Origin of the sequence: Kitasatospora sp. NPDC058115 (assembly GCF_042884635.1) — a bacterium.
Taxonomy (GTDB): domain Bacteria; phylum Actinomycetota; class Actinomycetes; order Streptomycetales; family Streptomycetaceae; genus Kitasatospora.
Genome location: NZ_JBHVTL010000009.1, coordinates 215,123 through 232,654, shown reverse-complemented (window position 1 = coordinate 232,654; position 17,532 = coordinate 215,123). Strand labels below are relative to the sequence as shown.

Genomic DNA, 17,532 nt, shown 5'->3' with positions numbered 1-17,532 from the left:
GCCACCGCGGGGGAGGGGGGCGAGGGCGCAGGGAGGGAGGCGCGGGAGCGGGTGCGGGAGGCCCGGGCGGGCCTCCCGCGGGTCAGCGGAGTTCGCGGACGGCCGCGGCGATGCCGAGCGGGGTCGGGGTGGCGAAGAAGACGTCGAAGTCCAGCTCGACGCCGAGCAGGTCGCGGATCCTGGCGGTGATCTGAATGATCGTCAGGGAGTGTCCGCCGAGCTCGAAGAGGTCCTCCTCGGGGCCGAGGTCGGGCAGCCGCAGCACCTCGGACCAGACGCCGAGGACGGTGGTGAGCACCTCGTCGTGCTCCGGTCCGCCGGCCGGCCCGGCGGGCGCCTCGACGGGCACCGGCGGGACGGGCAGCGCGCGCCGGTCCAGCTTGCCGTTGGGCGTCAGCGGCAGCCGGTCGAGCACCAGGAAGCGCTGCGGGACGGCGGCGCCGGGCAGCGACTGCTGGAGGAAGGCCCGCAGGTCGGCGGGGGAGGGCACGGCGCTCCCGGCGGCGGTGCTCCCGGCGGCGTCCTCGGCGGCGGCGCTCCCGTCGGTGCCGCTCCCGGCGGCCGGGACGAGGTAGCCGGCGACGAACGGCTCCCCGTCCTCCCCCTCCCGGTGCACCGCGGCGGCGGCCTCGGCGACGGCCGGGTGGGCGAGCAGCGCGGACTCGATCTCGCCCAGCTCGATCCGGTGGCCGCGGATCTTGACCTGGTCGTCGAGCCGGCCGAGGAACTCCAGGTCCCCCTCCGGGCTCCAGGCGACCAGGTCGCCGGTGCGGTAGAGGCGGTCGCCGTCCGCGCCGAACGGGTCGTCGACGAAGCGCTCGGCGGTCAGTTCGGGCCGTCCGAGGTAGCCCTCGGCGAGCCCGTCGCCGCCCAGGTACAGCTCGCCCGGCACCCCGACGGGCAGCGGCCGGCGCCGGGCGTCCAGCACGTACGCGCGGGTGTTGGCGATCGGCCGGCCGATCCGGACGGTCTCCGGGGCGGGCGGCAGTTCGGCGCAGGTGGACCAGATGGTGGTCTCGGTCGGCCCGTAGACGTTGAGCAGCCGGACGGTGGCGGCCCGCAGCTCGCGGGCCAGCGGCAGCGGCAGGGCCTCGCCGCCGACCAGGCCGGTGAGGCCGGCGGGCAGCGGCCCGGCGCCGAGCAGGACCCGCCAGCCCGAGGGGGTGGCCTGGACGTGGGTGACGCCCTCGCGCTCGACCAGGGCACGCAGCCCGGGCCCGTCGACGGCCAGGCCGTCCGGGGCCAGCACCAGCCGGCCGCCGGTGGTCAGCGGCAGCAGCAGTTCGAGGGCGGAGATGTCGAAGGAGAGCGAGGTGAGGCCGAGCCAGACGTCCCGGGGGCCGGAGCCGAGCCGCTCGGCGAACGCGCCCAGCAGGTTGACCAGCGCCCGGTGGCCGATCTCCACGCCCTTGGGGCGGCCGGTGGAGCCGGAGGTGTAGAGCACGTAGGCGAGCGGGCCGGGGGCGTCCGCGGCGGGGGCGGCCGCGGCCGGTGCGGGGGCGTCGCCGTTCCCGGGGAGGCGGAGCACCGCCGGGGCGGCGGCGGCCACCTCGGGCGCCGGTTCGCGGTCGGCCAGCAGCAGGGCGGCGCCGGAGTCGGCGAGCACGAAGGCCAGCCGCTCGGCCGGGTAGCCGGGGTCCAGCGGCAGGTAGCCGGCGCCGACGGTGTGCACGGCGAGCAGTGCGGCCGGCAGGTCGGCGGTGCGGGCGAGGTGCAGGCCGACCAGGTCGCCCCGGCCGATGCCGGCCGCGCCGAGCGCGCCGGCCAGCCGTTCGGCGCGCCGCAGCAGCGCCCGGTAGGTCAGCCGCTGCTCGCCGGCGACCACGGCGAGGGCGTCCGGGGCGGCCTCGGCCTGCTCCCGGACCAGGTCGAGCACGGTCCGCTCCCGGGGGTAGGCCCGGGCGGTGGCGTTCCAGTCGGTGGTGACCTGCCGCTGCTCGGCCGCGTCCAGCAGCGGCAGGTCGCCGAGCGCCGTGCCGGGGTCGGCCGCGGCGGCGGCGAGCAGGGTGGCGTAGTGACCGGCGATCCGGCGGGCGGCGCCCGGGGCGAGGACGGCCGGGTCGTACTGGAGGGAGAACTCGACCGCCTGCGGGTCCGCCACGGCCTGGAGGTGCAGGGTGTTGCGGGCCGCGTGGTGGAAGACCGTCCAGTCGACCCGGGTGGTGCTGCCGGGGAAGACCGGGTCGGCGGTGGTGCGGCGGCGGTAGCCGAAGGAGACCGGGGCGAGCCCGGCGCGGGGGGTGAGCCCGGCCACGGCGGTGCCGAAGGGGACGGTGCGGTGCTCCGCGAGGTGCCGGACCTCGGCGCGCACGGCCCGGACCCACTGCGCGAACGGGGCGTCCGCGTCGGTGCCGGCCGGCGCGTACACGGGCAGCTCGTTGACGAACAGACCGATGGCGCCGCGCTGTTCGGGGCGGCGGGTGGAGACCGGGACGGAGACCGGGACGGCCTCGCCGCCGTAGCGGCGCAGCAGGCCGTGCAGGGCGGCGAGCAGGAACTCGAAGACGGTCACCCCGGTCTGCCGGGCGGCGGCGTCGAGGGCGGCCCGGGCGGGGCCGTCCAGTCGCCAGGTGACGGCCTCGCCCGGGCCGGCGTCGGTGGTGGCCCGGGCGCCGCCGGGTAGCACGGGGTCGGTGGCGGCGGCCCAGCGCGGGCCGTGGAACGCGGCGGCGGCCTCGGCCGCGGCGGGATCGGCGGGCCCGGCCGGCCCGGCGGGGTCGGTGACGGGCTGCGGTGCTTCCGCGGCGACGGCCCCGGCGGGCGTCCCGTCCGCGAGGGCGGCGGCGTACCCGGCGGCCAGGTCGGCGGCGAGCACGTCCTTCGAGGCGCCGTCGAACACCGCGTGGTGGGCCACCACCAGCAGTTCGGCGCCGCCGTCCGGCTGCTGGTGCAGGGTGAACCGGGCGAGCGGCCCGGCGGCCAGGTCGAAGGGGAGGGCGAGCTCCTCGGTGAGCCGCTTGGCGAGCGCCTCGCCGCTGTCGGCGGCCGTGTCGAGGACGGTGAGCGCGGGCGCCCGCCCGGCGGGGACCAGGTGGAGCGTGCCGCCCCGTTCCACCAGGGCCGAGGTGAGGGCGGGGTGCCGGGCGACGGTCGCGGTGACGGCGCGGGCCAGCGCGTCGGTGTCGATCCGGTCGAAGGCCAGCCGCAGCGCGAGGTGGAAGACCTCGGGCACGTGGGTGAGCCTGCTGGTCAGCCAGATCCCGTGCTGGGCGGGGGAGGCGGGCCCGGTGGCGTCCGTCGCTCTCGCGGGGTCCCCGGCGGCGGAGGAGGGGCCGGGCCGGTTGGGGGAGTCGGACATGCTGCGCTCGATTCGGGAGTCGGAGACGATGCTGCGGGGCACCCGTCCGAGCGGTGGCCGTGGCGGCGCGGACGCGGCACGGCGCGGTCGGACGGCGCGGCTGCCGAAGGGTGGCCGGCCCGCCCCGCGGACCGGTCGGCAGGACGCCGAGGCAGGGCCGGACCCGACTCCCAGGTGTCCCCCCTGATGCGTCGGACGCTCCGATCCTCTCCCCCGTTCGAAGATCATTGGCCTGGACCTGCCGTGAGATTTCCACAGACCACATGCCTCGTCAAGGGTTGTCCACGACCTGGCCGGTGCCTGCCGACGGTTCGTCAACTACCTTCCGTGTCCGGGCGGCTGGTCCGCCTTGAGGGGTCCCGGTCAAGGGCGGGGCGGGCGGTCGCGGCGAGGGGTGCCGGATGGGGCCAAGTTGTCTGTACAGCTCGGGGTTCACTGTCCGTCATCGACGCGCCATCGAACCCCCCGTTCCCGTCCATCTGGGACCCGTACACATAACGGGTCTGGACCAAAGCGTCCGACCACCCCCGCTGTGTACAAGGAGCCACCCCCGATGAGTCCGAAGCCCGAACTGTCGCGCCGCACCCTGCTCGGCGGCGCGACGGCGGCCGCCGTGCTGTCCGCCCTCCCGCTCAGCGTGCGCGAGGCGCTCGCCGCGCCGGCCCGCCCCGGCCGGCTGGCGGACATCCAGCACGTCGTGGTGTTCATGCAGGAGAACCGCGCCTTCGACCACTACTTCGGCACCCTGCCCGGCGTCCGCGGCTTCGGCGACCGCGCGGCGGTGCGCGGCGTCAACGGCCGCTCGGTCTTCCACCAGCCCGACCCCAGCCGCAAGGAGGGCTACCTGCTGCCCTTCGCGATGAACGCCGCCCACACCAACGCCTACCAGCAGGGAGCCCCCGCGTTCGGCTTCGTCGACTCGATGAAGGCCTGGAACGACGGCCTCGCCGACGGCTCGGTCACCCGCCGCTCCGGCGGCTGGCTCGGCCAGGGCTACTACGAGAGCGCCGACATGCCCTTCTACCACGCGCTCGCCTCGGTGTTCACCGCCTGTGACGCCTACTACGCGTCGGTGCAGTGCAACACCAACACCAACCGCGACCACTTCATGACGGGCACCAGCGGCGGCACCGTCCGGGACACCCCGGTCACCGACAACACCGAGATCCCCGGCGGCTACGAGTGGACCACCTACGCCGAGCGCCTGGAGAAGGCGGGCGTCAGCTGGAAGACCTACCAGGCGCTGGACAACTTCGACGACAACGCGCTCGCCTGGTTCACCCCCTTCGTCAAGGCCAAGCCCGGTGAGCCGCTCCACGAGCGCGGCATGCGCGCCGTCGGCGACCCGGCCAAGAAGAACGACCCCTTCGCGATGGGCGACGCCCTGGTCGAGGCCTTCGCCGCCGACGTCCGGGCCGACAGCCTCCCGCAGGTCTCCTGGATCGTCGCCCCCGCCGCGCTCTCCGAGCACGCCAACTACGCGCCGCCGAACGGCGAGCACCTCACCGCCCGGCTGCTGGCCGCCCTCGCGGCCAAGCCCGAGGTGTGGCAGAAGACCGTCTTCATCCTCAACTACGACGAGCACGGCGGCTTCTTCGACCACAACCTGCCGCCCGTCCCGCCGCTGGCCACCGGACGCGGCAAGTCCACCGTGCCGGTCGACGGCGAGGTGGTCGTGCGGGTCGGCAAGGGCGGCTCCACCTACCACCGGGTGGTCGGCCAGGACGGCAGGTACCGGGTGAAGGCCGCCGACGGCTCGCTCACCTGGTCCGACACCCTGCCCGCCGGTGAGAGCGTGGTCTCCGGCCCCTACCCGATGGGCCTGGGCGTGCGGGTGCCGATGATCGTCGTCTCGCCGTGGACGCGCGGCGGCGTCATCGACTCCACCGTCTACGACCACACCTCGGTGCTGCGCTTCCTGGAGCAGCGCTTCGGCGTCCAGGAGCCCAACATCAGCCCCTGGCGGCGCTCGGTCTGCGGCGACCTCACCAACGTCTTCGACTTCTCCGGCCGCGACCCGCGCTGGCCCGAACTGCCGGACACCAGCGGCAACCGGCAGAAGGTCGTCGACACCGGCAAGCTGCCCGCGCCCACCGTGCCCGACCCGCAGGTCTTCCCGCAGCAGCAGCGCGGCACCCGCGCCGCCCGCCCGGCCCCCTACGACCTGATCGTCAAGCCGCGCCTCAAGGGCGACCAGCTGACCATCGACCTCATCAACCAGGGCAAGCAGGGCGCCGTCCTCGCCGTCTACCCCGAGCCCGGCACCCCGCCGCGCCACTACACCGTCGGCGCCAAGTCCCGGCTCTCCGACGTCTGGACGGTCGGCCCGGACGGCTACGACCTGCGGGTGCACGGCCCCAACGGCGCGCTCTGGCACCTGCGCGGCACCGTCGACGCGCCCTACGAGATCTCGCTGTCCGAGGAGAAGAACGGCAAGGTGCTGGAGGTCGACGTGATCAACCGCTCGCGCACCGCCCAGACCTTCCTGGTCGGCGACCTCGCCTACGGCGACGGCCTGCGCGAGGTCCGGGTCGCGGCCGGCGACGACAGGACCGTCAACGTCAAGGTCGGCCCCGAGGGCTGGTACGACGTCGCCGTCGGCGTCCGCGGCGAACTGGGCTTCCGCCGCCGGATCGCCGGCCGCTTCCCCTGGGACGGCGAGCACCTGCTCACCGACCCGGCGATGGGCCTGGCCGACCCGCTGGCCGTGGACGTCGCGCTCAAGGCCGCCTCCACCACCATCGACGAGGCGATCCTGCTGCCCGGCCGCCCGGCCCGGGTGACCGCCCGCTTCACCGCCACCACCGCGCTCACCGCGCTGGAGGCGCAGCCGGTCGTCCCGGCCGGCTGGACGGTCACCGCCGTCACCGCCGCGCCCGCCTCGCTCGCCGCCGGGGCCACCGCCACCGCCGAGTGGGACGTCACCCCGCCCGCCCGGCTGCCGGACGGCGCCACCCACCGGGTGCTGGTCACCGCCCGGGCGCAGGCCGGCGACCGCTTCGCCGTCGCCGACGGCGAACTCGCTGCCCGCACCGCCCCGGTGATGACCGGCCACCTGCTCGGCGAGGACTTCGAGTCGCTGGCCGGCGCGCTCCAGCCGGTCGGCGGGGTGCTCGGCTGGACGGCGCAGGCGCCGCAGGGCTGGTCGGTGGTCAACGCCCCGGGCATGCCGCAGGGCACCACCCGCCTCCAGGGCTGGACCTTCCACACCAAGCGCGAGTGGTCCAACCCGGCCGGCCAGGACCGCGGCAACTTCACCCGGGGCCTGGGCATCCTGGCCGTCGCCGACCCGGACGACTGGGACGACACCGGCTCGCCGTCCAAGAAGGGCGTCTTCGACTCGACCCTGGTCTCGCCCGCCGTGCCCGTCCCGGCCGGCGCCACCACCCTGTACCTGGGCTTCGACTCGCACTACCGGCAGGAGGCCCCGCAGAAGGCCGCGGTCACCGCGGTCTTCGACAACGGCGCCGAGACCCGCCTGGTGTTCTACAGCTCCGACGCCACCGGCAACGACAACGCCGGCAAGGACGTCCAGAACACCTTCGTCGCCAAGCAGTTCGCCGTCCCGGCGGGCGCCCGCAGCGTGACGCTCAAGTTCCGGATGTACGACGCCGGGAACAACTGGTTCTGGGCCGTCGACCACATCCGCCTGGACGTCGCGCCGATCACCGGCTGACACCCCGCCGCCCCGCCCGGCCCGCCCGTGTCCCCGGATCCCGGGGCGCGGGCGGGCCTTCGGTTGCCGCCGACGCGATGGGTGCCCCGGCGGCCGGACCGGAAAGTCACTGTCCGTGCCGATGGGTGCGCCGGTAGGAATGGGTGGCCGGCGCGGACCGTCCGCGCCGTGGAGAGGAGCCGCTCCGTGTCCCGTCTTCGTGCCGCCGCCCTGGCCGTCGGCTGCGCCGCCGCCGCGCTGACCCTGACCGCCACCACCGCGCACGCCGCCCCCGGTGACATCCAGACCGTGTGCGGCAGCCAGCTCACCCCCTCCGGCTGGGTCGACGTGCAGTGGTGGAACGACTTCAGCTGCGGCTCGACCTTCAGCCCCAACACGAAGAAGATCGAGCAGGTCGACGGCCTGCCGATCGGCACCACGCTCAACGTCTGCGCGTCGGCGCTGCCGCCGGCCGGCTGGGTGCAACTGTCCGAGTTCTACAGCAGCAGCTGCCGGTACTCGGTCAGCCCGAGCTTCAACAACAACTCCTGGCAGATCAAGCGCGTCTCCTGACGCCCCGCGGGCAGCGTGCCGACGGCCCACCGGCCCACCACCGGTGGGCCGTCGGCGTGTCCGGGCCCGGCCGGGGTGCCGACGGGGCGTGCATATGCCGCAAACAAGTGCGCCGGCGCACTGTCAACCGTCGCGAACGCGACGCGTGCGCGGGCGCACCGGGCCGGAAAGCCACTGTCCGTGTCATGTTCCCGCCGATAGGAATGGGTGGCCGGCGCGGACCGTCCGCGCCGTGGAGAGGAGCCGCTCCGTGTCCCGTCTTCGTGTCGCCGCCCTGGCCGTCGGCTGCGCCGCCGCCGCGCTGACTCTGACCGCCACCACCGCGCACGCCGCCCCCGGCGACATCCAGACCGTGTGCGGCAGCCAGCTCACCCCCTCCGGCTGGGTCGACGTGCAGTGGTGGAACGACTTCAGCTGCGGCTCGACCTTCAGCCCCAACACGAAGAAGATCAAGCAGGCCTCCGGGCTGCCGATCGGCACCACGCTGAACGTCTGTTCCTCCACGCTCCCGCCGGCCGGCTGGGTGCAGCTGTCCGCGTTCTACAACAGCAGCTGCCAGTACGCCGCCGTCCCGAGCTTCAACAACAACTCCTGGCAGATCAAGCGCGTCTCCTGACGCCCCCGCCGCCTCCCGGGCGGCCGCCGACGGCCCGCCGGTCCCGCACCGGTGGGCCGTCGGCGCGTCCCGCGCCCCGGGTCGGCACACTGGTCGCACCCCGTCCGCCGCCCGTCCCGGGAGACCACCGCCATGCACCAGCGCCTGCTGCGCCTCACCGGCGCCGCCACCGCCGTCTACGGACTCGCCGTCGCCCGCCGCCCCGCCCTGCTCGCCCGCCCCTCCGGCCTCACCGCGCCCGACGGCTCGGTGCCGGCCGAGGTCGCCGCCTGCCTGCGCCCGCTCGCCCTGCGCGACGCCGCCTGCGGCCTCGCCATGGCCCTCGCCCCGAACGACGCCGCGCTGCGCACCGCCACCGCCGTCCGGATCGCCTCCGACCTCGGCGACGCCGCCCTGCTCGCCACCGCCCTCCCGGCCCGGCGGCACCGGGTGATGGCGGTCGCGGTCTCGGTCGGCTGGGGAGCGCTCTCGGTGGCCGGACTCCTGGCGCGGCCGCGAGGTCTCTCCGCCCGTCAAGTCTCTTGACGGTCGAGAGATATGATCCGGGCTGTCCGCCACCCCGCCGCATCCCGGAGGGCGCCCCGCCATGCCCGCTGACCGTCCCGCCGCCTCCGCCGACCCGGCCGCACCCCCCGCCCGGCCGCGCCGCGCCCGGCTGCTCGTCCCGCTCGCCCTGCTGATCGTCTGGCTCGGCCTCGGCGGCGCCTTCGGCTCCTACGCCGGCCGGCTCGGCGAGGTCGCCACCAACGACCGGGCCGCCTTCCTGCCCCGCAGCGCCGAATCCACCGAGGCCGCCCGGCTCGGCGCGGACTTCCGGGCCGGGGACGCCCTGCCCGTCATCGTCGTCTGGGAGAGCCGCACCGGCCCCCTCGACGACACCCGGCGCGCCGCCGCCGCCCAGGCCCTGCAGGACGCCGCCGCGCTGCCCGGCGCCACCGGACGCGTCTCGCCCGCCCTCCCCTCCGCCGACGGCCTCGCCGTGCAGGGCGTCGTCCAGCTGCGCGCCGACCTCGGCCGCGAGACCGGTGACACCGTGCGCGCCGTCCGCGCACTCGCCGAACGCGTCCCCGGCACCACCGTCGGCGTGGCCGGGCCCGCCGCCATCCTGGCCGACCTCGGCGGCGCCTTCGCCGGCATCGACGGCCTGCTGCTCGGGGTCGCGCTCGGCGTGGTCCTGCTGATCCTGCTCGCCGTCTACCGCGCCGTCCTGCTGCCCCTGCTGGTCATCCTCGGCGCCGTCTTCGCCCTCGGCATCGCCTGCGCGCTGGTCTACCTGCTCGCCGACCACGGCCTGGTCACCGTCGACGGCCAGGTCCAGGGCCTGCTGTCGATCCTGGTCATCGGCGCCGCCACCGACTACGGCCTGCTGCTCTCCGCCCGCTTCCGCGAGGAGCTGCACCTGCACGGCGACCGGTTCGCCGCCATGCGCACCGCCTGGCGGCAGTCCGTCGAGCCGGTCACCGCCTCCGGCGCCACCGTCGCGCTCGGCCTGCTGGTACTGCTGCTCTCCGACCTCACCAACAACCGGGCGCTCGGCCCGGTCGGCGCCATCGGCATCGGCTGCGCCGTGCTCTCCGCGCTCACCTTCCTGCCCGCCGCCCTGGTGCTGGCCGGGCGCGCCGCCTACTGGCCGGCCCGCCCGGCCGCCGACGGCCGGGCCCCGGTGCACCCGGTCTGGACCCGGGTCGCGGCGCTGGTCGCCCGCCGCCCGCGCGCCCTGTGGGCGGCGAGCCTCGCCGTGCTGACCGCGCTGGCCGCCCTCGCCCCCACCCTGGACGCCGGCGGCGTGCCGCAGAGCGAACTCTTCGTCAAGGCCCAGCCCTCGGTGGCCGGCCAGCGGCTGCTCTCCGCACACTTCCCCGGCGGCAGCGGCAACCCGGCCGTGGTGATCGCCGCCGCCGACCGCGCGGAGGCCGTCACCGCCGCGGCCGCCGCCGTTCCCGGGGTGGCCGGCGTCCGCGCCACCACCGCCGGTGCGCCGGGCGGCGCACCGCTGGTCGTCGACGGCCGGGTCCGGCTGGAGGCCACGCTCACCGACCCGGCCGACAGCGACGAGGCGATCGCCACCGTGCACCGGCTGCGGCAGGCGGTGCACGCCGTCCCCGACGCGCGGGCGCTGGTCGGCGGCTACACCGCGCAGCAGGACGACACCCGCACCACCGCCGCGCACGACCGCACCCTCATCACCCCGGTCGTGCTGCTGTGCGTGCTCGCCGTCCTCGTCCTGCTGCTGCGCTCGCTGCTCGCGCCGGTGCTGCTGGCCGCGACGGTCGCGCTCTCCTACCTGGCGACGCTCGGCGTGAGCGCGGTGGTCTTCCCGCACGTGTTCGGCTTCTCCGCCGTGGACCCCTCGGTGCCGCTCTACGGGTACGTGTTCCTGGTCGCGCTCGGCGTCGACTACAACATCTTCCTGATGACCCGGGTCCGCGAGGAGGCGCTGCGCTCCGGCACCCGGGAGGGGGTGCTGCGCGGGCTCACCGCGACCGGCGGGGTGATCACCTCGGCGGGCGTGGTGCTGGCCGCGACCTTCGCCGCGCTCGGGGTGATCCCGCTGGCCTTCCTCGCCCAGATCGCCTTCATCGTGGCCTTCGGCGTGCTGCTGGACACCCTGCTGGTGCGCTCGCTGCTGGTGCCGGCCCTGGTCCGGGACCTCGGTGACCGGGTCTGGTGGCCGGCCCGTACCGGCCGCGCGGCGGCCGGCCCGGCGGCTCCCGCCCCGGCGGACCCGCGGCCGTCGGGTGAACGGGTCGGCCCGGGGGTGTGAGCCGCGCGCGCGACGAGGCGGGCCCCGGCACCCCGGGGGCCGCTCTCCGCGCCGCGGCGGCACCGTTAGGCTGAACGGGTCGGCCCGACGTCGTACGCAACCGGAGAACACGCCTTGGCGGAGCAGGGGGAGCAGCAGAGCTCGCACGGCACACCGGAGCTCGGCCGGCTGCTGCAGGACCTCGCCTCCGAGATGAACCTGCTCGGCCACGGTTTCGCCGCCGCCAGCGGCCTGCACACCACCGACGTGCAGGCCCTGCTCGCGATCATGCGGGCCGGGGACCCCACCGCGGCGTCCCCGGGCATCACCCCCGGGCGGCTCGGCGAGGAGCTCAACCTCTCCTCGGGCGCCGTCACCGCGGTGCTGGACCGCCTGGAGCGGGCCGGGCACATCCGCCGCACCCGTGACGCGGCGGACCGCCGGCTGGTCCTGGTGCACTACCTCCCCGGCGCCGGCCGGATGGCGGCCGAGTGGTTCGCCCCGGTCGCCCGCCGCACCGAGGCGGTCCGCGCCGAGTTCACGCCCGGTGAGCTCGCCGCCGTGGCCCGTTTCCTCGGCCGGATGACCGGCGAGCTGGAGGAGCTGCGCCACTCACGCTGAGCCGCCCGCCGGCCCGTCCCGGGGCTCGCGGAGGGCCTGCTCGGTGATCCGCCGGGCCATCCCGCCGAACACCACGGCGTGGAACGGCGCCACCGCCCACCAGTACGCGTGCCCGGCCAGCCCGCGCGGGTGGAACAGCGCCCGCTGCCGGTAGCGGCTGCCGCCCGCGCCGTCCGGCGCGACCGTGAGCTCCAGCCAGGCCGGCCCCGGCAGCCGCATCTCCGCGCGCAACCGCAGCAGCCGCCCCGGTTCGATCTCCTCCACCCGCCAGAAGTCGAGCGACTCGCCGACCCGCAGCCGCGCCGGGTCCCGCCGCCCCCGGCGCAGCCCCACCCCGCCGACCAGCCGGTCGACCCAGCCGCGCACGGCCCAGCCGAGCGGGAAGGAGTACCAGCCGTTCTCCCCGCCGATCCCCTCCACGACCCGCCACAGCGCCGCCGGAGCGGCGTCCACCCGCAGCTCCCTGACGTCCTGGTAGAGGCTTCCGCCGGCCCAGTCCGGGTCGGTCGGCAGCGGGTCGCTCGGGGCGCCGGGCAGCGAGGCGGAGGACCAGCGGGTGGCGACGTCCGCGTCCCGGATCCGGCGCAGCGCGAGCCCGACCGCCGCGTCGAAGCCGACCATGCCGCCCGGGGGCGGCGGCAGGTACCGGTCGAGGTCGTGCTCGCCGCGGACCACCTCGTGACGCAGCGACTCCACCAGCGGCCGGGCGATCGAGCTCGGCACCGGCGTCACCAGGCCGACCCAGAGGCTGGAGAGCCGGGGGGTGAGGACGGGGACGGCGAGGATCAGCCGGCGCGGCAGCCCGGCCACCGCCGCGTAGCGCTCCATCATCCGCCGGTAGGTCAGCACCTGGGGCCCGCCGATGTCGAAGGCGCGGTTCACCTCGGGCGGCAGCCCGGCGGCCCCGACCAGCAGCCGCAGCACGTCCCGCACGGCGATCGGCTGGATCCGGGTGTCCACCCAGCGCGGGGTCACCATCACCGGGAGGCGCTCGGTGAGGTACCGGAGCATCTCGAAGGAGGCCGAGCCCGAGCCGATGATCACCGCGGCCCGCAGTTCGGCGGTCGGCACGCCGCCGGCCCGCAGCACCCGCCCGACCTCGACCCGCGAGCGCAGGTGCGGCGAGAGCTTGCCGGCCGGCACCCCGGCGGGCGCGAGTCCGCCCAGGTAGACGATCCGCCGCACCCCGGCCGCGGCCGCCGCCCGCCCGAAGGCCTCGGCGGCGGCCCGGTCGGTGGCCTCGAAGCCGGGGCCGGTGCCGAGCGCGTGCACCAGGTAGTAGGCGACGTCGATCCCGGCGAACGCGCCGGCCAGGCTCTGCGGGCGGGTGACGTCCCCGGCGACGGCCTCGACCCGCCCGCGCCAGGGGTGGTCCCGCAGCCGGTCCGGGTCGCGGACCAGGCACCGCACGGTGTGCCCGGCGTCCAGCAGCTCCGGCACCAGCCGGCCGCCGATGTAGCCGGTGGCCCCGGTGACCAGGCAGCGCAGCGGGCCGGCGGGGACGAGGGGGGCGGGGTCGGTCACGGTGGCTCCCGGGCAGCGGTCTGCGGCTGGTCGCCACGATGATCTCCGCAGCGCGGCCGGCCCGCACCGGGGCGGCCGGGGACTCGCCCGTCCGGCCCAGGGCGGTCCGGGCCGCCGGGGCACCGGAGGCGGACCCTCGGCGGCTGCGCAGCGCGTCCACGGTCTCCGAGTCCGGGCCCGGCAACGGCGGGTTCGTCGCCCGGTGCGGCAACGTGGCCGTGGCGTGCGTCGTCGGGCCTCGGCCGGTCCGGCCCTCCTGAGGGCGGGCCGGGTGGTGCCTCTCCGCCGTCACGCGGGCCCACCGCACGGGGCCGCCCGCGCGTCGCCCGTTCGGCGCAACGCGGTCCGGCCTGGTGGCGGGGTGCGGTGGGGCGCGGGCGGGGCGGCCCGATGCCGTCCGGTGCCGTCCGGAGCTGTCCGGGGGAGGCGGCGGCCAGGTGGCGGGTAGGCGACGGGTAGGGCCGGAGGGGCCCTTGGTCCCGCCGGTTCAGCCCCTTGGCCCCTGGCGGAGCGCCCGGCCGGGGGAGATGCTCCTGGTACAGCCGATCGGACGACAGGGGTCCGGTCGGACCACGCCTGCGGACGAGGTGAACCGGCGTGCGGCATGCCACCGTCGAATCAGTGATGACCAGTCCCGTGGTCCAGGTCGCCCCCCAGACCGGCTTCCGGGAGATCGTCGCGCTGCTGGCCGAGTACGACATCACCGCCGTGCCGGTGGTGGACGGCGACGGCCGGCCGCTCGGCATCGTCTCGGAGGCGGACCTGCTGCTCACCCTGGCCGCCCAGGAGGACCAGGGGAGCCACATGCCGCCGCCGGAGCTCCCCCGGACCGGCCCGGGCGGCGCGGTGACCGCCGCGGACCTGATGACCGGCCCGGTGGTGTGCACCACCCCGGACGCCAGTGTGGTCGTGGCGGCCCGGATGATGAGCCGGCACGGCGTGAAGCGGCTGCCGGTGCTGGACCCGGACGGCCGGGTGTTCGGCATGGTCAGCCGGGGCGACCTGCTGCGGGTCTTCCTGCGCGAGGACCGGGTGATCCGCCGGGAGATCGTGGAGGAGGTGCTCGGCCGGATCGAGGGGGTGAGCCCCGCCGAGGTGGGCGTCGAGGTCGACCAGGGGCGGGTGGTGCTCAGCGGTACCGTGCCCGAGCCGTATCTCGTCCCGATCGTGCTGAACCTCTGCCGTTCGGTGGACGGCGTCGTCTCGGTGACCGACCGGATGAGCGCCGACAGCTTCGGTGACCTGGGCCCGGCGAGCGGTTCCCCGATCGGACCGGGGGAGGCGCGCGACGGCGACGCGCGCGACGGTGGCATACGCGACGGCGATGCGCGCGACGGTGACGCGCGCGGGAACGACACGCCCGCGCCGATCGGCTGATCCCGCGCGCCGCGCGCGCCGCGCGCGCCGCGCCGGCTCCCGCGCGTCGGGTCGGCGTCCGCGCCGTTCGGCCGGGTGTCCGGCCGGACTCGGAGCGTCCGCTTCGAATATTGCGCTGCGTACCGGGTATCTCACTCGGCGTGTGCGGCGGTAGCGGGCCGCCGCGCCGCCGGGTACCGGGGAGGCAGCCGTGGCCGTCGTGTTCGACGCGGACTTCACATCGACCAGCCAGTGGGTCGCGGGGCGCAGCAGCGCCTATCCGCGGATGGGGCCGACCAACCGGGGTGACCACAAACTCGACTTCCTCAGCCGCGCCTACTGCCCCGGCGGCCTGTTCACCGCGACCCGGCGGCAGGGCGGCGAGCTGTGGACGTGCAGCCTGCTCACCACCGAGGGCAGCCCGGAGGGCTTCCAGGTCCGCACCGGCGACACCCTCAGCGCACGGGTCACCCTGCCCGTCGAGGTGGGCGCCTGGCCGGCGATCTGGACGTGGCGGGACGGCGGCAACGAGATCGACGTGTTCGAGTACCACCCCGACAACCCGGACCTGCTGGAGATCTCCAACCACGTCCGGGGCGGCTACCGGTACTGGCACGGGGCCGACGCGGGCATAGCCCCCGGCGCCACCTTCGGCCTGCGGACCGTCTTCGGCGCGCACTCGGTGGACTGGTTCGTCGACGACACCCTCGTGCACGCCGACCGTCGCGGCGTCGGCAGCGGCTGGCACGCGTACCTGATCGTCAACCTCTCGGTCTCGGACGGCACCTACCACGCCCGGCCGCCGGCCTTCGGGCCGGACCGGCTCGGCTGGACCTGCCACAGCCTGCGGGTCGAGCGCGGCGGCGCGGGCACCGGGGCGCTGCGGCATCCGTGAGGCGGTGCTCGCTCGTGCGGCGCCCGTGATCAGGATTCGGGCGGGAACATCGCGGTGATCAGACGGCGCGGCCCCGAGCGCTGGAACCAGACCACCCGGCGGTACGGGCCGATGTGGGCGGGGTGCGTGACGTAGAGGTCGTCGCGCGGCGCGGACTCGTTGCCGGGCGCGAGCGCGGCGTCCAGGGCGTCGGCGGCGATGGAGCGCAGCAGCGCGTGCGCGGTCGCCGCCGCCGCGGCGGGCACGATGGCCAGTGCGGTGAGTTCGAACCAGAGCGCCGTGGAGACGTAGGCGATGGGGGAGTGGCCGAGGGCGGGGTGGGGGCGGTGGTCCTGGTAGCGGAGCAGTACCCCGGCCGCGACGAGGCGCTCGCGGTCGTCGGCCGGCGGGTGGTGGTTCATGGGGCGAACGCTACCCGGCCCGGTCCGGGTGGGGCCGGTGCCCGGGGGTTTCCCGGCCCGGCGGGCGTCGGGCGGCGTAGGCTCGCGGGTTCCGCGTGCCCTGCCGCGGCCCGCTTCGCGGCGGCGCCGGTTTCCCGGTGCTGCCGGCTCCCGGTGCGGTTCGCTTCCTGACGCCGCTCCGACGGGCACGGGCGCACGATGGTGGTGGGGCGCCGATCGCCGCGGTGCGGGCCGGCCGTCACGGCCGTTGCCTGCTCACCGGGGTGGTGAGGAGGTCGTGATGACGCACTGGAACGGCCATGGCTACGGCCATGGGTTCGGAGGGTGGGGCCTCGGGCTGATGGCGCTGGGGCTGCTGCTGGTGCTGCTGGCGCTGGTGGCCGTCGCGGTGGTCCTGGTCCGGCAGTCGCGGTCGGCCGCGCCGCCGTCCAGGGGCCCGTGGGCCGCCGGTCCGTCGGGCCCGGCCGGGCCGGTGGGCGGGGCGCCGCCGGTGCCGGTGCCCGAGCAGGTCCTCGCGGAGCGGTTCGCGCGCGGTGAGATCGACGCGGAGGAGTACCGGCACCGCCTGGCGGTCCTGCGGGAGGCTCACGGCGGGCCTGGCGGTGGGTCGGGCGATGGGCCCGGTGGCGGTCCACCGCCGGTTCCGCCCGCGCCGCCCCAGCCGCCCGAGAGGCCGGCCGGCTGACGCCCGGGGCCCCGCCGCGCACCTGCGCGACGGGGCCCCGGCGGGCGCCCGAAGGTCGACAAGTCGACCAGTCGTCCCTCGACCGCCCGTTGACGGCTTCCGCCTACTCGACGACGAGCTCGACCGGGATGTTGCCCCGGGTGGCGTTGGAGTACGGGCACACCTCGTGCGCCTTCTTGACCAGCAGCTCGCCGGTCTCGCCCGCGAGGGCGTCGGGCAGCTCCACCCGCAGCACCACGGCGAGGCCGAAGCCCTCGCCGTCCCGGCCGATGGACACCTCGGCGGTCACCGACACGTCGCCGGTGTCCACCTTCGCCTGTCGGCCGACCAGGCCCAGCGCGCTGGCGAAACAGGCGGCGTAGCCGGCCGCGAAGAGCTGCTCCGGGTTGGTGCCCTCCCCGCTGCCGCCGAGGCCGGGGGGCATCGCCAGGGCGAGGTCCAGCCGGCCGTCGGAGCTGACGGCCCGGCCCTCCCGGCCGTTGGCGGTGGCGACTGCGGTGTAGAGCGCGTCCATGTCCGTTCCCTTCCGTCCTGCGGTTCGAAGTCTCGGTGCGGCGGTCCGGCGGGCCGCCTGCCGAGGACAAGTAGAGCACGCAATTCAATTGCGCACAACTCAATGGCGCGTGCGGTGTCGCTACCATGGAGCCATGAGCGCCACGACCGAGCTGCCCGAGCTGCCCGACCTGCCCGACGACGCCGATCTGCTCCGCCTGGACCGGCAGATCTGCTTCTCGCTGAACGCCGCCTCCCGTGCCTTCGGGAGCGTCTACCGGGTGCTGCTGAAGGACCTCGGCCTGACCTACCCGCAGTACCTGGTCATGCTGGTCCTCTGGGAGCACGGCGACCTGCCGGTCAAGCGGATCGGCGAGCACCTCCGGCTCGACTCGGGCACCCTTTCCCCGCTCCTCAAGCGGCTGGAGGCGGCAGGTCTGGTGCGCCGCGAGCGCAGCCCCGAGGACGAGCGCTCGGTCACCGTCGGCCTCACCGGCGAGGGCTCCGCCCTGCGCGAGCGGGCCGGCCGGGTGCCCCGCCGGCTGCTCGCCGCCACCGGGCTGCCCGTCGAGGAGATGGCCGCGCTGCGCGGCCTGCTGGACCAGGTCACCCTCGCGCTCGACACCGCCGTGCCCGGGCTCGCCGCGGAGGGCTGAGCGGCCGCGGGGGTCGG

At 76.2% G+C, this 17,532-nt stretch carries 14 protein-coding genes; 10 read left to right on the top strand and 4 right to left on the bottom strand.

Annotation, left to right across the window (positions count from 1 at the left end):
* Positions 1-82: 82 nt before the first annotated feature.
* Positions 83-3,298, bottom strand: coding sequence for an amino acid adenylation domain-containing protein (locus tag ACFVVL_RS12615; RefSeq protein WP_387674005.1), 3,216 nt, complete (start codon positions 3,296-3,298; stop codon positions 83-85).
* Positions 3,299-3,851: 553 nt separating this feature from the next.
* Here ACFVVL_RS12615 and ACFVVL_RS12610 point away from each other — a divergent pair.
* The 6 genes from ACFVVL_RS12610 (at position 3,852) to ACFVVL_RS12585 (ending at position 11,506) form a co-directional block, all read left to right on the top strand.
* Complete coding sequence (locus tag ACFVVL_RS12610; protein WP_387674002.1) at positions 3,852-6,974, top strand: phosphocholine-specific phospholipase C; 3,123 nt, start codon at positions 3,852-3,854, stop codon at positions 6,972-6,974.
* A 186-nt stretch (positions 6,975-7,160) separates the two neighbouring features.
* Complete coding sequence (locus ACFVVL_RS12605) at positions 7,161-7,526, top strand: hypothetical protein (protein ID WP_387673999.1); 366 nt, start codon at positions 7,161-7,163, stop codon at positions 7,524-7,526.
* Positions 7,527-7,776: 250 nt separating this feature from the next.
* Positions 7,777-8,142 (top strand): hypothetical protein, encoded by a 366-nt coding sequence (locus ACFVVL_RS12600; RefSeq protein WP_387673996.1) that lies wholly within the window; start codon positions 7,777-7,779, stop codon positions 8,140-8,142.
* Between the two features lie 132 nt (positions 8,143-8,274).
* Positions 8,275-8,667 carry a hypothetical protein gene (locus ACFVVL_RS12595; protein ID WP_380288164.1) on the top strand — a complete coding sequence of 131 codons (393 nt, stop codon included), beginning with the start codon at positions 8,275-8,277 and terminating at the stop codon, positions 8,665-8,667.
* Positions 8,668-8,728: 61 nt separating this feature from the next.
* The gene (locus ACFVVL_RS12590; RefSeq protein WP_387673993.1) at positions 8,729-10,906 is read left to right on the top strand and encodes an MMPL family transporter; all 2,178 of its coding nucleotides are present in this window, start codon (positions 8,729-8,731) and stop codon (positions 10,904-10,906) included.
* A gap of 114 nt (positions 10,907-11,020) precedes the next feature.
* Positions 11,021-11,506 (top strand): MarR family winged helix-turn-helix transcriptional regulator, encoded by a 486-nt coding sequence (locus tag ACFVVL_RS12585; protein WP_380288160.1) that lies wholly within the window; start codon positions 11,021-11,023, stop codon positions 11,504-11,506.
* Here ACFVVL_RS12585 and ACFVVL_RS12580 read toward each other — a convergent pair.
* A complete protein-coding gene (locus ACFVVL_RS12580) occupies positions 11,498-13,030 on the bottom strand; it encodes an SDR family oxidoreductase (protein ID WP_387673989.1) in 1,533 nt (510 codons plus the stop codon). The genes ACFVVL_RS12585 and ACFVVL_RS12580 overlap by 9 nt on opposite strands.
* Before the next feature lie 624 nt (positions 13,031-13,654).
* Between ACFVVL_RS12580 and ACFVVL_RS12575 the strand changes: the two genes are divergently transcribed.
* Both ACFVVL_RS12575 and ACFVVL_RS12570 read left to right on the top strand, forming a co-directional pair.
* Entirely contained in the window at positions 13,655-14,407 is a 753-nt protein-coding gene (locus ACFVVL_RS12575) for a CBS domain-containing protein (RefSeq protein ID WP_387673986.1), read from the top strand.
* 190 nt (positions 14,408-14,597) lie between these two features.
* Positions 14,598-15,281, top strand: a complete 684-nt coding sequence (locus tag ACFVVL_RS12570) for a beta-glucanase (protein ID WP_387673983.1) — start codon at positions 14,598-14,600, stop codon at positions 15,279-15,281.
* Positions 15,282-15,310: 29 nt separating this feature from the next.
* Here the strand turns inward: ACFVVL_RS12570 and ACFVVL_RS12565 are convergent, their stop codons facing one another.
* Positions 15,311-15,682: a hypothetical protein gene (locus ACFVVL_RS12565; RefSeq protein WP_380288152.1), complete on the bottom strand. Its 372-nt coding sequence runs from the start codon at positions 15,680-15,682 to the stop codon at positions 15,311-15,313.
* A gap of 280 nt (positions 15,683-15,962) precedes the next feature.
* On the opposite strand from ACFVVL_RS12565, the gene ACFVVL_RS12560 reads away from it, so the two are divergent.
* Positions 15,963-16,367, top strand: coding sequence for an SHOCT domain-containing protein (locus ACFVVL_RS12560; RefSeq protein ID WP_387673980.1), 405 nt, complete (start codon positions 15,963-15,965; stop codon positions 16,365-16,367).
* Positions 16,368-16,470: 103 nt separating this feature from the next.
* Here the strand turns inward: ACFVVL_RS12560 and ACFVVL_RS12555 are convergent, their stop codons facing one another.
* Complete coding sequence (locus ACFVVL_RS12555) at positions 16,471-16,881, bottom strand: organic hydroperoxide resistance protein (RefSeq protein WP_387673977.1); 411 nt, start codon at positions 16,879-16,881, stop codon at positions 16,471-16,473.
* A gap of 133 nt (positions 16,882-17,014) precedes the next feature.
* On the opposite strand from ACFVVL_RS12555, the gene ACFVVL_RS12550 reads away from it, so the two are divergent.
* Positions 17,015-17,515, top strand: coding sequence for a MarR family winged helix-turn-helix transcriptional regulator (locus ACFVVL_RS12550; protein ID WP_387673974.1), 501 nt, complete (start codon positions 17,015-17,017; stop codon positions 17,513-17,515).
* Positions 17,516-17,532: the final 17 nt, after the last annotated feature.

Bases quoted from the DNA above. Each gene is read 5' to 3' on its own strand.
- ACFVVL_RS12615 (WP_387674005.1), bottom strand. From the start codon at position 3,298: ATGTCCGACTCCCCCAACCGGCCCGGCCCCTCCTCCGCCGCCGGGGAC.
- ACFVVL_RS12610 (WP_387674002.1), top strand. From the start codon at position 3,852: ATGAGTCCGAAGCCCGAACTGTCGCGCCGCACCCTGCTCGGCGGCGCG.
- ACFVVL_RS12595 (WP_380288164.1), top strand. From the start codon at position 8,275: ATGCACCAGCGCCTGCTGCGCCTCACCGGCGCCGCCACCGCCGTCTAC.
- ACFVVL_RS12590 (WP_387673993.1), top strand. From the start codon at position 8,729: ATGCCCGCTGACCGTCCCGCCGCCTCCGCCGACCCGGCCGCACCCCCC.
- ACFVVL_RS12575 (WP_387673986.1), top strand. From the start codon at position 13,655: ATGACCAGTCCCGTGGTCCAGGTCGCCCCCCAGACCGGCTTCCGGGAG.
- ACFVVL_RS12565 (WP_380288152.1), bottom strand. From the start codon at position 15,682: ATGAACCACCACCCGCCGGCCGACGACCGCGAGCGCCTCGTCGCGGCC.
- ACFVVL_RS12560 (WP_387673980.1), top strand. From the start codon at position 15,963: ATGACGCACTGGAACGGCCATGGCTACGGCCATGGGTTCGGAGGGTGG.
- ACFVVL_RS12555 (WP_387673977.1), bottom strand. From the start codon at position 16,881: ATGGACGCGCTCTACACCGCAGTCGCCACCGCCAACGGCCGGGAGGGC.
- ACFVVL_RS12550 (WP_387673974.1), top strand. From the start codon at position 17,015: ATGAGCGCCACGACCGAGCTGCCCGAGCTGCCCGACCTGCCCGACGAC.